The sequence below is a fragment of the Devosia sp. MDV22-iso42 genome (genome assembly GCF_058629155.1).
The window spans coordinates 111,538-124,582 of record NZ_JBZVWR010000007.1; the positions used below are offsets into that span (position 1 = coordinate 111,538).

The following is a 13,045-nucleotide window of genomic DNA, read 5'->3' on the forward strand; positions in this document are numbered from 1 at the left end:
GGTTATTCGGCGCAGAGCTCTGCGGTGGTGCGGTTGGCCGACCCATCGATGTCGGACTGGGTGAAGCCATAGCCCGACAGGACCTCGGTCCATTCCGGCGTCTGCTTGAACTCGGCCAGGGCCTCGTTCACGGCATCGCGCAGTTCTTCATTGCCGCTGGCAAAGGTGAAGCCACCCCAGCTGCGCACTTCCTCGCCATCGATCACCGGATCGGTGAATTCGGCGGCAACCTCGACGCCCTGGCCCTGCTCAGCCAGGCCACTGGCGGTGAGGCTGGTGGCGGCATAGGCATCGGCGCGGCCGGTCGAGACGGTGGAAATGGCATCGGCATTGGAGGCGATGGTCACCAGATTGGCTTCCGACACGCCCAGCTTCTGCATCATTTCGAGCTGGTCGGCGCCCGCCATGATGGCGACCTTGTAATCGGGATTATCGGCGAAATCGCTATAGGCGTGGATGTCCTTGGGATTGCCCTCGGCTACCAAGAGGCCCTCGCCATAGGAAGTGTTGGGCTCGGAGAACAGAACCTGGCCGCAGCGGTCGGGCAGGATGGCCATTTCGGCGGCGACCATGTCAAAGCGATCGGCGCGCAGGCCGGGAATGAGCGAGGAGAAATTGGTGGTCACCCACTCGATATTATCGACGCCAAGCTGTTCCATCAGCGCCTTGGCGACGTCGGGGCCAGCGCCGAGCGCGGCGCCGGTGGGGTCGACATAGCCATAGGGAATTTCATTGGCCACCGCGATGCGGATGGTGCCCGATTCCTGGATCTCGGCGAGCGTGGCAGCGCTGACGGCCGTGCTGGCCAATGCGGAGACGGCAAGGGCCGACAGGCCGATCAGTGCAGTTGTTCCGAATTTCGTCATGGTGTTGCTCCTCTTTGATGGTGGGCGGGGTTACCGGCTGGAGCCCAGAAAATCAGCCGGCATGGGGTCAGGCGACGGCCTGCAGCGTCCGGCGCTGTGCCGGGGCCCAGTTTTCGATCAGGCCCTTGTGCAGGGCCTTGATGGTGGCTTCGAAATCGGCCGGCTCGACCACGACCTGCAGATCGACCTTGCGGATCAGGTCATGCACGCCCAGCGGCTCGATTCCGGCAGCGGCCAAGGCCTGGATGGCCTGCAGCAGGACGGCGGTGCCGCCGAGATCGCGGCCGATGGCCGAGACCAGGGACACTTTGCGCAGGCTGATTTCGGCATTGGGGAAGGCGGCGCTGAGATCGGCCTCGACGCGGCGAATGGCCTGCAGCGACCCCTTGAGAAAATGGGTGATGGTATTGGCATTGGACGTCTTGGAAATGATCCAGACGCTGTGGCGCTTGAGCGCTTCGAGAATGCCGGCGTCATAGCCCTTCACCCCGACCATGTCCTGATCGTAGAACTCGAAGGCAAAGACGTTGCGCAGGCCGGTGACGATCTCGACCTGGGGGGCGCGCGCCATCAGGTCCGAGCGGATCAGCGTGCCGTCATGCTCGGGCTCGAAGGCATTCTTGACGCGCAGCGGGATGCCGGCCTGGCGCAGGCTCTTGGCAGCGCGCGGGTGGATGGCCTCCATGCCCATATTGGAGAGCTGGTCGGCCACGTCGTAATTGGTTTCGCCGATAACGCGCACCACGTCGGTGCCGACCACGCGTGGGTCGGACGAGGAGAGGTGGAACTCCTTGTGGATGATGGCCTCGCTGGCGCCGGTGACAACGGCGACGCGCGACAGGGTCACCTCGCTATAGCCGCGATCATAGGTGCCCATCAGCACTTCGCTGCACTGGGCATAGCCGGTGACGATAGGCAGTTCGCGGCTGAGGTCGATTTCGGCGAACGCCTGGGCGATGGCCTCGTCGAGGCCGCGCTGGCCGTCTTCGCGCCAGCCGGTGAGGTCAACGAAGCGGGCATTGACCCCGGCCATGGTGAGCAGCATGGCGGTGTTGAAGGCCGATTGGGCTTCGCCCAAAGAGGCCAGCATTTCACGCACCGTCAGCAGATGCTGCTGCAGCTGGAAATGGCCGAACGAGCAGAGCCGCGACAGGTCGATCAGGCATGACCGCACGCCTTCGACGCGCTCCTGCGCAAAGCGGTTGGCCGTCTGGCGCGCGCCGTCATCGGCAAAGATGGCGGCGTTCTGGGCATACATGCGATCGGCCACCGCATTGAGCGCATCGCCCCAGGTCCAGCCGCCCTCGGCGCTGGCAAACAGGCCATAGACGCCCGGCTCGCCCGATTTCTTGTGCTCGAGCAGGCTGTCGGTCATGCCGGCATAGGCCGACACGACGAAGATGCGGTTGTAGAGCGCCGCGCCGCTGCGCGGGCCGATGAGGACCGTATCGAGCAGTTCTGCCGTGCGCGACATCGCGGTGCCGCCGATTTTTTCGACCGTATGGCCGGTGGTCTGTTCAGTCATGTCGTCTCCGACGCCGTGCTGGTTTGGCCAGCAAGGCGGTGCCTTGGGGTCAGAATGGGAACGGCCGGCCTAGACCAGCTTACCGCTCTCGATCTGGATGGGGGCTTGCGGATCGCGCGAACTCAAAAAAGCCGGACGCGGCGTCTTGGCGGCAAAGGGCGCCACCACCCGGTTGGACCAGGCATTGTAGACAAAGAAGGCATTGGAGCGCGGGAACGGGGTGATATTGCCGTTCGACCCGTGAATGGTATTGCAGTCGAACAGGATCACCGTGCCGGCGCGGCCGGCGGCATAGTCGACGCCGAATTTTTCCGCCAGCTTGGACAGGCTGTCCTGCGACGGCACACCGATTTCCTGCTTTTTCAGCGAGGACTTGTGGTTGTCCTCCGGCGTCTCGCCGGCACAGGAGACAAAGGTCTGATGCGAGCCGGGCATCAGCATCAGCGGGCCGTTGAGCGCGTCATTGTCGGTCAGCAGCACCGAGGCGGAAATGGCCCGCATGCGCGGCATGCCGTCCTCGGCGTGCCAGGTCTCGAAATCGGAATGCCAGTAGAATTCCTTGCCGGTAAAGCCCGGCTTGTAGTTCAGGCGCGACTGATGGAGATAGACGTCATCGCCCAGCAGATAGCTGACGCGGCCGGCCACGCGCTTGTCACGCGCCAGACGATCAAACAGCGCGTTCTGCTCGTCGAGGCGGAATACGGTGCGCACTTCGTCCGAATTGGGTTCGGTGATGACATTTTCCGGCGCCAGCTTGGTCTCGCCCGAGCGCATGCGGGTGGATTCAGCCTGCAGGGCCTCGATCTCGGCGGCAGAGAAGACGCCCTTGAGCACGAGATAGCCGTTCTTCTCGAAAGACAGGGTTTCGGCGCGGGTCAGCGGCGCCTCGGGGCTCCACTTGCCCCAGACCGTGGGGTCCTGGCGTTCGAGCCATTGCTCGGCGGGCAGGCGTGTGGGGTAATCGTCCTGGATTGCGGTGTTGGAAGCGGACATGGTCAAGTCATTTCCCTTCAAATTGGTAGAATGGGGGACGCGATTACGCGTCTTCGGTCACGGGGGCGTAGGAGCCATCTGCGCGATGGACTTCGGTGCCGGTGACCGGCGGGTTGAAGCAGCAGGCCATGACCAGTTCGCTCTTGGCGGTCAGGCGGTGCTTGTCGTTCTTGTCGAGGGCGTACATCACGCCGGGGCGGATCTGGTGCACTGTGCCGGAATCGAGTTCCTCGATGCTGCCCTCGCCCGAGATGCAGTAGACGCTCTCGAAATGGTGCTTGTAGTGGAAGACGTGGCTGGTGTTCTCGTGGATGCGGGTGATGTGGAAGCTGAAGCCCATATCGTCGCCGGCCAGCAGCAGCCTGGTGCTGTCCCAGCCGTCGGCCTTGACCAGGCGATCACCGGTACGGGCGGTTTGCAGATCTCTGACAATCATGGTGCTATCCTTATTCGGCGGCCTGGCGACGACTGCCCATGACCGCGTCGAAGGCGGATTCTAGGGTGTCGAGACCGGCGGCCAGTTGCTGGTCGGAAATGGTGAGGGGGGCGAGGATCTTGACGATTTCGTCAAAGCTGCCCGAGGTTTCGATGATCAGCCCATTGGCAAAGCATGTCTTGCAGATCGCCGCGGCGTGCTCGGTGCTGCCGGCATTGACGCCCAGCATCATGCCGCGGCCCTTGACCGAGAGGTCATGGGCTTCTGCAATGGCGCCGAGGCGATCGGCCAGATAGGCCGCCTTGTCGGCGACCGCCTTGGCAAAGCTGTCATCGGTCCAGAATTTCTCGATGGCGGCGGCGGCGGTGATGAAGGCGTGGTTATTGCCGCGGAAAGTGCCGTTATGCTCGGCGGGCTTCCAGATATCGTGCTGTGGCTTGATCAGCGTCACCGCCAGCGGCAGGCCCATACCCGAGAGCGACTTGGCCATGGTGATCAGGTCGGGCGACAGGCCCATGCCGTCAAAGGAGAAGAAGCCGCCGGTGCGGCCGCAGCCGGCCTGGATGTCGTCGATGATGAACAGCGCGCCATGCTGGCGGGCGATTTTTTCGATCTGCTGCAGCCACGGCTTGGAGGCGGCGTTGAGGCCGCCCTCACCCTGCACCGTCTCGACGATGATGGCGGCGGGCGCGTCGATCCCGCTCGAGGGATCGGAAAGCTGGCGCTCGAGCAGGTCGGCCGTGTTGATGTCGGGGCCATGATAGCCGTCAAAGGCAGCGCGGGTGACACCGGACAGCGGCATGGCGGCGCCATTGCGGTGCTTGCCATTGCCGGTGGCGGCCAGCGCACCCAGCGTCACGCCGTGAAAGCCATTGGTGAAGGAGATGACATTGGTGCGGCCGGTGACCTTGCGCGCCAGCTTGAGGGCGGCTTCCACGGCATTGGCGCCGGTGGGGCCGGTGAACTGGACGCGATAGTCCATCTGGCGCGGCTTGAGGATATGCCGCTCGAAGGCGGCCAGGAAATGTTCCTTGGCCTGGGTGAACATGTCCAGCCCATGGGCAATGCCGTCGGCCGAGACATAGTCGATCAGCGCGGCTTTCAGGTCGGGATCGTTGTGGCCGTAGTTGAGGGTCGAGCAGCCGGCGAGAAAGTCGGTATAGGCCCGGCCATTGGTATCGTAGATCGTGGCGCCGACTGCCTTGTTGAACATCTTGGGAAAGCTGCGCGAATAGGAGCGCACGCGGCTTTCGACCCGATCAAAGGTGGCCAGGGGTGAAATGGTTTTGGTCAAGGTCATGCGACGCGTCTCCTGAGAGGGGAATTGGGGGAATGGCGAGTTCAGGCCGCCAGGGCGGGGACATGGCGCCGGTCGAACGGGCCGATGGTGACAGCCAGCTCGCTGTCATGGCTGCCGTCGAAATGTACAGCGCGGGTAAAATGCTCTTGCCGCGCCAGCGGCACGTTCAGTATCCGGGCGATCGAGCCGAACAGGGCCCAGGAGGGCGCATTGTTCTCGGTAATGGTACAGGCAATGTGCGTGATGGGCTGGGCCCCCGGGCGTGCCAGCACTTGCCCGATCATCCGCCTTGCCAGGCCCTGGCCGCGCGCCGCATCGCTGACGCAAATCTGCCAGACGAAGAGGGTGTCGGGCTGGTCGGGCGGGACATAGCCGGACAGCCAGCCCACGACCGCGCCGTCGCGTTCTGCCAGGGTGCAGGTGGCGGCGAAATGGCTGCACTGCAAAAGGTTGCAGTAGAGCGAGTTCTTGTCCAGCGACGGCGTTGCCGCGATCAGTTTCCAGACGGCAGGCCCGTCGGCAGCGACCGGCATGCGGAGGTCAGCGTGTCGCAGGGATACGGTGTCCGAGATGACGGTCTTGCCATAAATCATGAGTCGAAACTTAGTGAGATCAAACTAATTGTCAAGCCGCCCAGTATGGCGACGCTTGGAGTAACGCCCCGAATATGACCAAAACACCCCAATATATGGCATTTTGACGTGTTATCCACACCCTGAAAATGCCGTGATTTCGCCAAAGATCTGGATATTGTTAGATAGCACAAATTAAATATGTGCCCGATGCGCTGCGGTTTAAGCTTGGGTCGGGCCGAGGTCGCCGCTAAGCTCTGCGCGATGATCGACATGGGTGCCGAGTTGGAAGATCGAACGAAACGCGCTTTGACCGCCATGCGGAAGATTCTCCGCACCACCGAGCTCAACGGCAAGCAAGTGATGCGCGAGACTGGCCTGACGCCATCGCAGCTGATCTTCATGCAGATGCTGGACGAGGATCAGGAACAGACGGCCGGGCATGTCGCCGCGCGGATGGGGATAAGCCAGGCGACGACGACCGTACTGCTGCAAAAGCTCGAAACCATGGGCATGGTGCAGCGACGCAAAGGTGAGCAGGACCGCCGGCAGGTCTGGCTATCGCTGACTCCGGCAGGCAAGAAGGCGCTGGCCATTGCCCCCGACGGCGCGCATGCGCAGTTTCACGGCCAGTTCATGGCGCTGCAGGATTGGGAGCAGGCCATGCTCATCGCCTCACTGGAACGGGTGGCCGCCATGTTGGGCAATCACGACGAGGGCGTCGCAGCAGTGCTGGATTCGGCGGATGTGCTGTCGGCCGGCGAAGATCAGCCTGCCGCGCGGTGACGGGGCTCACTGGCCCGCCGATTTTTCGGGCGTCCGGCCCGTTGCGCCAGTTCCAATTTCGGCCCTTATCAAGTTGACATTCTGGACTGATTCACCCGGGGTCAGGCCATGCCGGTTTCGGTTGCCTACCCCGCCCGATTGAAATGATCATAGATCAGTTGCGCCATGGCGGCGGAGATGCCGGGGACGGCTTGCAGGTCGGTGAGGCTGGCGCGGCCGACGGCTTTGGCGGAGCCAAAATGGGCGAGCAGGCTGCGCTTGCGGGTGGGGCCGATGCCGCCGACTTCGTCGAGCGGGTTGGAGATCTGCTCCTTCTTGCGCTTGGCGCGGTGGGTGCCGATGGCGAAGCGGTGGGCTTCGTCGCGCAGGCGCTGGACATAATAAAGCACGGGATCGCGGTGGGGCAGCATGAAGGCCTCGCGGCCTTCCATGAAGAATTTTTCGCGGCCGGCATCGCGCTCCTCGCCCTTGGCAATGCCGATGAAGGTCACCTCCTTGGGCAGGTTCATTTCGGCGATGACGCCGCGCACCGCGCTCATCTGGCCGGCGCCGCCATCGATGAAGACCACATCGGGCCAATCGGGCATGCCGGTGGCCGGGTCCTGGGCGTCGGCATCGCTGTCACTGGTCAGGCGGGTAAAGCGGCGAGTCAGCACTTCGCGCATCATGCCGAAATCGTCGCCGGCGGCGATGTCGGATTTGATGTTGAAGGTGCGGTAGTGCTTCTTGGAAAAGCCCTCCTCGCCGGCCACGACCATGGCGCCCACCATATTGGTGCCCGAGATATGGGAATTGTCATAGGTCTCTATGCGGCGCGGCACGGCGTCGAGGCCGAAGGTTTCGGCGACGCCTTCGAGGAGGCTCCGATTGGTGGCGCCTTCGGCGAGCTGGCGGCCGAGCGCCTCGCGGGCATTGGTGAGGGCGTGGTTGACCAGGTCGCGCTTTTCGCCGCGCCGGGGCATTTCGATCTGCACCTTGCGGCCGGCGCGGCTGGCCAGGGCCTCGGCCATGAGGTCGGGCTCGGCCAGGTCGTGGCTGAGCAGGACGAGGCGGGCCGGGGTGCGGTTTTCATAGAACTGGGCGATGAAGGCCTCGAGCACTTCGGCATCGGTGAGGCTGGCATCGGCGCGCGGGCGATAGGGGTAATTGCCCCAGTTCTGGAAGGCGCGGAAGAAAAAGACCTGGACGCAGAACTGGCCGCCCTCGTGATGGATGGCAAAGACGTCGGCCTCTTCCACGGTCTTGGCGGTGGCGTCGCCCTGGGACTGCACGAGCGCCAGGGCACCGAGACGATCGCGGATCAGGGCGGCGCGCTCGAAATCGAGGTTTTCGGCGGCCTCGGTCATCTCGGCCTGGAGATGATCGCGCACCTTGCGCGACTTGCCGGAGAGGAACTGGCGGGCGTCTTCGACGAGGCCGGCATAGTCCTCGAGCGAGATTTCGCGGGTGCAGGGGGCGGCGCAGCGCTTGATCTGGTGCTGCAGGCAGGGGCGGGTGCGGGCGGCGTAAAAACTGTCCGAGCAGTTGCGGAGCAGGAAGGCCTTTTGCAGGCTGGCAATGGTGCGGGCGACGGCGGTGGCCGAGGCGAAGGGGCCGAAATAGTGACCGGGGCGGCGTCTTGTGCCGCGATGCTTGGTCAGCTCGGGGGCCTCGTGATCGCCGGTGATCAGGATATAGGGGAAGCTCTTGTCGTCGCGCAGCAGCACGTTGAAGCGCGGCTTGAGCCGCTTGATCATATTGGCTTCGAGCAGCAGGGCTTCGGATTCGGTCTCGGTGCGGACGAATTCCATGCCGACCGTCGCGGCGATCATGCGCTGCAGGCGGATTTCGAGCCCTTCGGGCCGGGTATAGTTGGTGACGCGGGCCTTGAGGTTGCGCGCCTTGCCGACATACATCACCGCGCCCTCGGCATCGAGCATGCGATAGACGCCGGGCGCGGCGGGCAGGGTGCGCACGAAGTCGCGGATGACGGCGGGGCCGCTGGGCTTCGGGGGGATGGGCGTGTCGTCGGTCATTGCGGCTCGGTCGGGGGCAGGCGGGGCGTGGGGCCGCGGCGCTCGGGATATTCGAGATGGCGGCCGCCATCAAGCGCCAGCATCTGGCCGGTCATGGAGGGCGTGGACAGCAGCATCAGCACGGCCTCGGCGATGTCGTCCGGGCCGGCATGGGTCTGCAGCGGGAGGGCGGCGATGCCGGCGTCGAAGGCGGCCTGATCCTGGCGGCTATGCGGCAGGACCGGGCCGGGGCCGATGGCATTGACGCGGATGGCTGGCGCCAGGGTCTGGGCCAGGGTGCGGGTAGCGGTCCAGAGCACGGATTTCGAGAGGGTATAGCTGAAATAGGCCGGCGCGGGATGGAGGACGCGCTCGTCGATGATGTTGACGATATTGCCGCGCGCATTGGCCGGGAGCTGGGCGGCGAAATCGCGGGCGAGAAAGATCGGGGCTTCGGCATGAATGGCGAAGTGGCGATCCCAGAGGGCTTCGTCAAGGTCGGTGGCGCTGTCGGGCTCGAACAGGGAGGCATTGTTGATCAGGGTGGTGAGCGGGCCGAAAGGACGGGCAGCGGCCGCAACAAGGCCGGTGCGCTGGGCCCGGTCAGTGAGGTCGGCCTGGGCGACGGCGGCGGTGCCCCCGCCGGCAATGATGGCGTCGCGCACGGTGGCGGCGCCGCTGGCATCCGAGCGGAAATGGATGATGACGGCATGGCCGGCCTGCGCCAAAGCCAAAGCGATGGCGGCGCCGATGCGGTCGCCGGCGCCAGTGACGAGCGCGACGGGACGGGCGGAGGATGGCGTGGCTGGATGGGTCATGGTGGCAACTGGAACCTGAGGGGCGGACCATAGGCCGCTTTGAGAGGATTGTTCAACGGGTGGCGCGGGAAAGGGGGCACTGGGTGGGGGACAGAGTGGCGGGGCGTGCTGACAGGGAGCGGCAGCAGCCTGGATTGACGGGCGGCATGGTCAAAGCGGGCGCTTTGCGGTAGCGCTCAGGTGCTGTGGCCAACAGAGCGGCGGCAGCACTGATTCCTCGAGCCGCGACACAAGTCCCATGTCCATAGCTGCCATCGATACCCGCACCGACAATGTCGGGCGGGCCATTGCGCTGACGCTGTTCACCGTGGCGGTGTTCGGCGTGCAGGACGCCATTTCCAAACATCTGGTGCAGAGTTATTCGCCGTTTCAGGTGACGATGATGCGTTATTGGGGCTTTGCCCTGTTCGCACTGTTCCTGGTGCTGCGCCAAGGCGGCTGGCGGCAGGCGCTGAGCTCGAAGGTGCCGGGCTGGCAGGTGCTGCGCGGGAGCCTGCTGATCATCGAGATCTGGTTTTTCGCGCTGGCGCTGAAAACCGTGCCGCTGGGGGAGCTGCAGGCGATCTCGATGGTCTATCCGTTGCTGGTGACGCTGTTCTCGATCCCGCTGCTGGGAGAAAAGGTCGGGATATTCCGCTTTGTGGCTGTGGTGGTGGGCTTTGGCGGTGCCCTGATCATCGTCCGGCCGGGTGGTTTGCCGATCGACGCGGGCGTCGGCTTCGCGGTGATCTCGTCGGTGCTCTATTCGCTCTATATCGTGCTGACGCGCAAGGTCAGCCAGTTCGACCGCGCCGCGACGAGCCTGGCCTATACCGGGATCATGGGGCTGCTGCTGTCGAGCGCGGTGGGGGTATTCTTCTGGCAGCCGATGGCCTGGCCGGATGTGGCACTGATGGTGACCATGATGGTCACCACCTGCCTGGGGCATGGACTGATGATCTATGCGCTGTCGATGGCGCCTGCCAGCACGGTGCAGCCGTTCAACTATTTTGCCCTGCCCTGGGCGATCGTGCTGAGCCTGGTGGTGTTCGGTCACTGGATCGACCCGATCTCGCTGGTCGGCGCCGGCATCGTGGTGGCGGCAGGCCTGGTCGTCATGGCGCGCGAGCAGATCCGGGCGGTCAGGATCGTTGACGGCCCGATCCTGCCCGGCCGCGAGTGATCAGGCGAAAAACCTGGAAATCCAGACGCCGCCGGCTGCGCTGACGCCGGTAAGGAACGTACCCCAGGCCATGTCGACGGCAGCGACGGTGGGGGTAAAGCCCTGCACGGTAGACAGGTTGGTCAGGTCATAGGTGCCATAGGCGACAAAGCCGAGCAGGGCCCCCATGACCAGGGCCTTGACGACGTCGCCCTCGGCAGGTGCGGCGACCAGGGCGACCACGCCGACCAGATAGGCCAGGTAGAACAGGCCGGCGATGACGAGGTTGGGATTGGGCAGCAGCAGGTCGCCCAGCTCTCGCTGGTAGAAGCTCTTGCCCATGGTGGACAGCCAGACGAAATCGAGGGGGAAGAAGATCAGCGCGCAGGCGCCGTAGAGGATGAGATATTTGGTCACGATGGCGGCTCCTGACAGCGTTGGTTGGCCTTGCTACGCGCCAATCGCCCGGCAGGATCACCATGGCTGCGGGCGCAGCGATCTGCCCATGTCCGGAAAACAGAACGCCGCCCCCAAGGGAGCGGCGCCTGGCATGGATCGGTTGTCAGTATGGCTCAGTTGCCAATGCAGAAATAGCCATTGGGGCCATTGACGCAGACATTGCCGCCGGAATGCGGACGGCTGGGGAAGCCATAGCCGGGATAAGGGCGGTGCGGCCGGTCACCCCAATAGGGCGGTGGCGGTGGGGCCGGGTTCCAGCGCGGTGGCCGCGGATGCCAACGGGGCGGGGTGCGATCCCAGTAGTCGTCGTCGTCCCAGCCGCCACGGCTGTCGCGGGCCAGGTAATTGGCCGAGACCCAGCCGTCGGGACCGCGCTTTTCCACATAGCACCAGCCGCCGCGGCACTGCTGGACGTCGACCTGCTCGCCGCGGCGCAGCGCATCGATGACGCCATAATGGGTGCCCGGGCCGGACCGCACATTGACGTTGCCGGTCGCATAGGCGGGGGCAGCGGTGGCAGCGGCGGCGCTGGCGACGAAGGCCAGGACGGCGAGGCCACCGGTGATGATTTTCTTGCTCAGAGCCATAGTGATCTCCTTATCCCTGAAAGGCTTTGATGCCCGTGGACGCAGAGAACACCCTGGCGCCTGAACCCAAGCTGAATGGCGCGTTGGCCTGGCGGTCAGAAGGTGAGCAGGTCGACGAAACGCTTGAGCCGCTCGCCCAGCTTCTGGCGCTGCTTGGGCTTGAGTTCGCCCATCAGCGCCTCTTCGAGCTGGGCCCAGTGGTCCGCCAGGCTGTTGCGGATGCGCACGCCGCGATCGCTGAGCGCGACGCCATTTGCCAGTTCGGGGCCCACTGCCTGACGGACAACGAGACCCCGGTCGATCAGGCGCGACAGGCGGTCGGCCAAGCCGGCATCGGACAAGCCCAGTTCGGCGGCCAGTTCGCTCTCGGTGGCGCCGGCACGACCGAGTTCGAACAGGATGGCGTCGTCGCCCGGTTCCAGGCCACGCTCGGCCAGCGGCAGCAACAGGGCGCGATGGGCCAGCTGGCCGGCCTGGATCAGGCGGTAAAGCGTGGAACGGGATGAGGGTTTGGACATGAGTGGGAAAATAGTCCGAACTCCTTGTGCGCGTCGATTGCGGTTCCAGTCTATCGTTAATCGTGCAAGGACCAAGGCGGGATATTGTTCACCTGATGCAGGTGAGTTATGACTGGATTGCAATGATCTGGTGAACATGGTGGCATGACGCAAGACCTCGCACGCATTCGCGCCTTCGTTCAGGTCTTTGATTCCGGTGGCTTTTCTGCCGCAGCGCGGCAGCATGGCCGCTCCAAGGCGCTGCTCAGCAAATATGTCACCGACCTTGAGGACTATCTGGGCGTCCGGTTGATGAACCGGACGACGCGCAAGCTCAGTCTGACTGAGGCGGGCGAGGGCTATTATCGCGAAGCCAGTGCGCTGCTGCAGCAGCTCGATGACCTGGATGCCACCATTACCGACCAGACGGCCGAGCCGCGCGGCCTGCTGCGGGTGTCGGCGCCGCGCAATTTCGGCGAGGACACGCTGGCGCCAGCCATTTTTGAGTATCTGCGCAAGCATCCCAAGGTGACGCTGGATTTGCGGCTGGAGGATCGCTATGTCGACCTAGTCGATGAAGGGATCGACGTGGCGCTGCGGATTTCGACGCTGGCCGATTCCTCGCTGATTGCTCGCAAGATCGCCAATATGCATGTCATCGTCGGGGCGGCGCCGGACCTGCTCAAGCGCCATGGCACCCCCAAGCATCCCGAAGATCTGCGGCAGGTGCCCTGCATCGTCGACGTCAACCTGCAGGGGCAATCGAACTGGCGCTTTGTCGAGGATGGCAAGACCATTTCGGTGCCGGTGAACGGGCCGTTGCGGGTGAATTCACCGCTGGCGGCGCGCAAGGCGGCGATGATGGGCCTCGGATTTGTCGTATTGCCGTCCTATCTGGCCGAGCCGGTGATCGCCACCGGCGAGCTGGTGCCGGTGCTGACCGATTTCCTGCCGACCGGACAGACGTTGCAGGCAGTGTATCCGCATCGCCGGCATCTGGCGGGCAAGGTGCGGGCACTGATCGATCATCTGGTGGACTGGTTTCAGACCCACCCCATTCACTAGGATATC

14 protein-coding genes are annotated in these 13,045 nt (G+C 64.3%); 3 read left to right on the top strand and 11 right to left on the bottom strand.

From position 1 onward, the window contains the following. Window positions 1-2: 2 nt before the first annotated feature. The 6 genes from ehuB to ectA form a co-directional block, all read right to left on the bottom strand. Window positions 3-866 carry an ectoine/hydroxyectoine ABC transporter substrate-binding protein EhuB gene (ehuB, locus tag AC4NN3_RS08020; protein ID WP_491926578.1) on the bottom strand — a complete coding sequence of 288 codons (864 nt, stop codon included), beginning with the start codon at window positions 864-866 and terminating at the stop codon, window positions 3-5. Between the two features lie 67 nt (window positions 867-933). Then, window positions 934-2,391, bottom strand: a complete 1,458-nt coding sequence (locus AC4NN3_RS08025; protein WP_491926579.1) for an aspartate kinase — start codon at window positions 2,389-2,391, stop codon at window positions 934-936. A gap of 69 nt (window positions 2,392-2,460) precedes the next feature. Then, window positions 2,461-3,384: an ectoine hydroxylase gene (gene thpD / locus AC4NN3_RS08030; protein ID WP_491926580.1), complete on the bottom strand. Its 924-nt coding sequence runs from the start codon at window positions 3,382-3,384 to the stop codon at window positions 2,461-2,463. Window positions 3,385-3,427: 43 nt separating this feature from the next. Further along, on the bottom strand, window positions 3,428-3,820 hold the full coding sequence (locus AC4NN3_RS08035) for an ectoine synthase (protein ID WP_491926581.1): 393 nt from the start codon (window positions 3,818-3,820) through the stop codon (window positions 3,428-3,430). 10 nt (window positions 3,821-3,830) lie between these two features. Continuing rightward, on the bottom strand, window positions 3,831-5,120 hold the full coding sequence (gene ectB, locus AC4NN3_RS08040) for a diaminobutyrate--2-oxoglutarate transaminase (RefSeq protein ID WP_491926582.1): 1,290 nt from the start codon (window positions 5,118-5,120) through the stop codon (window positions 3,831-3,833). 41 nt (window positions 5,121-5,161) lie between these two features. Next, entirely contained in the window at window positions 5,162-5,713 is a 552-nt protein-coding gene (gene ectA / locus AC4NN3_RS08045) for a diaminobutyrate acetyltransferase (RefSeq protein ID WP_491926583.1), read from the bottom strand. Window positions 5,714-5,956: 243 nt separating this feature from the next. Here ectA and AC4NN3_RS08050 point away from each other — a divergent pair, with 243 nt between their 5' ends. Then, entirely contained in the window at window positions 5,957-6,478 is a 522-nt protein-coding gene (locus tag AC4NN3_RS08050) for a MarR family winged helix-turn-helix transcriptional regulator (RefSeq protein ID WP_491926584.1), read from the top strand. Window positions 6,479-6,603: 125 nt separating this feature from the next. On the opposite strand, the gene uvrC is transcribed toward AC4NN3_RS08050, so the two are convergent. Together uvrC and AC4NN3_RS08060 are read right to left on the bottom strand one after the other, a co-directional pair. Continuing rightward, on the bottom strand, window positions 6,604-8,493 hold the full coding sequence (uvrC, locus tag AC4NN3_RS08055; protein ID WP_491926585.1) for an excinuclease ABC subunit UvrC: 1,890 nt from the start codon (window positions 8,491-8,493) through the stop codon (window positions 6,604-6,606). Next, window positions 8,490-9,290 carry an SDR family oxidoreductase gene (locus tag AC4NN3_RS08060; RefSeq protein WP_491926586.1) on the bottom strand — a complete coding sequence of 267 codons (801 nt, stop codon included), beginning with the start codon at window positions 9,288-9,290 and terminating at the stop codon, window positions 8,490-8,492. The genes uvrC and AC4NN3_RS08060 overlap by 4 nt, the downstream gene beginning before the upstream one ends. Window positions 9,291-9,528: 238 nt before the next feature. Between AC4NN3_RS08060 and AC4NN3_RS08065 the strand changes: the two genes are divergently transcribed. Next, complete coding sequence (locus AC4NN3_RS08065) at window positions 9,529-10,452, top strand: DMT family transporter (RefSeq protein WP_491926587.1); 924 nt, start codon at window positions 9,529-9,531, stop codon at window positions 10,450-10,452. Here AC4NN3_RS08065 and AC4NN3_RS08070 read toward each other — a convergent pair whose 3' ends face one another. The 3 genes from AC4NN3_RS08070 to AC4NN3_RS08080 form a co-directional block, all read right to left on the bottom strand. Then, window positions 10,453-10,848, bottom strand: a complete 396-nt coding sequence (locus AC4NN3_RS08070; protein ID WP_491926588.1) for a DUF2177 family protein — start codon at window positions 10,846-10,848, stop codon at window positions 10,453-10,455. It lies immediately after the preceding gene. A gap of 155 nt (window positions 10,849-11,003) precedes the next feature. Beyond that, the gene (locus AC4NN3_RS08075) at window positions 11,004-11,477 is read right to left on the bottom strand and encodes an SH3 domain-containing protein (protein ID WP_491926589.1); all 474 of its coding nucleotides are present in this window, start codon (window positions 11,475-11,477) and stop codon (window positions 11,004-11,006) included. A 95-nt stretch (window positions 11,478-11,572) separates the two neighbouring features. Beyond that, window positions 11,573-11,995, bottom strand: a complete 423-nt coding sequence (locus tag AC4NN3_RS08080; RefSeq protein ID WP_491926590.1) for a MarR family winged helix-turn-helix transcriptional regulator — start codon at window positions 11,993-11,995, stop codon at window positions 11,573-11,575. Window positions 11,996-12,139: 144 nt separating this feature from the next. Here AC4NN3_RS08080 and AC4NN3_RS08085 point away from each other — a divergent pair, with 144 nt between their 5' ends. Next, the gene (locus AC4NN3_RS08085; protein ID WP_491926591.1) at window positions 12,140-13,039 is read left to right on the top strand and encodes a LysR family transcriptional regulator; all 900 of its coding nucleotides are present in this window, start codon (window positions 12,140-12,142) and stop codon (window positions 13,037-13,039) included. The last annotated feature ends 6 nt before the right edge of the window (window positions 13,040-13,045 follow it).

Bases quoted from the DNA above. Each gene is read 5' to 3' on its own strand.
- ectB (WP_491926582.1), bottom strand. From the start codon at position 5,120: ATGACCTTGACCAAAACCATTTCACCCCTGGCCACCTTTGATCGGGTC.
- AC4NN3_RS08075 (WP_491926589.1), bottom strand. From the start codon at position 11,477: ATGGCTCTGAGCAAGAAAATCATCACCGGTGGCCTCGCCGTCCTGGCC.
- thpD (WP_491926580.1), bottom strand. From the start codon at position 3,384: ATGTCCGCTTCCAACACCGCAATCCAGGACGATTACCCCACACGCCTG.
- AC4NN3_RS08060 (WP_491926586.1), bottom strand. From the start codon at position 9,290: ATGACCCATCCAGCCACGCCATCCTCCGCCCGTCCCGTCGCGCTCGTC.
- AC4NN3_RS08085 (WP_491926591.1), top strand. From the start codon at position 12,140: ATGACGCAAGACCTCGCACGCATTCGCGCCTTCGTTCAGGTCTTTGAT.
- AC4NN3_RS08050 (WP_491926584.1), top strand. From the start codon at position 5,957: ATGATCGACATGGGTGCCGAGTTGGAAGATCGAACGAAACGCGCTTTG.
- AC4NN3_RS08080 (WP_491926590.1), bottom strand. From the start codon at position 11,995: ATGTCCAAACCCTCATCCCGTTCCACGCTTTACCGCCTGATCCAGGCC.
- AC4NN3_RS08035 (WP_491926581.1), bottom strand. From the start codon at position 3,820: ATGATTGTCAGAGATCTGCAAACCGCCCGTACCGGTGATCGCCTGGTC.
- uvrC (WP_491926585.1), bottom strand. From the start codon at position 8,493: ATGACCGACGACACGCCCATCCCCCCGAAGCCCAGCGGCCCCGCCGTC.
- AC4NN3_RS08065 (WP_491926587.1), top strand. From the start codon at position 9,529: ATGTCCATAGCTGCCATCGATACCCGCACCGACAATGTCGGGCGGGCC.
- ectA (WP_491926583.1), bottom strand. From the start codon at position 5,713: ATGATTTATGGCAAGACCGTCATCTCGGACACCGTATCCCTGCGACAC.
- AC4NN3_RS08025 (WP_491926579.1), bottom strand. From the start codon at position 2,391: ATGACTGAACAGACCACCGGCCATACGGTCGAAAAAATCGGCGGCACC.
- ehuB (WP_491926578.1), bottom strand. From the start codon at position 866: ATGACGAAATTCGGAACAACTGCACTGATCGGCCTGTCGGCCCTTGCC.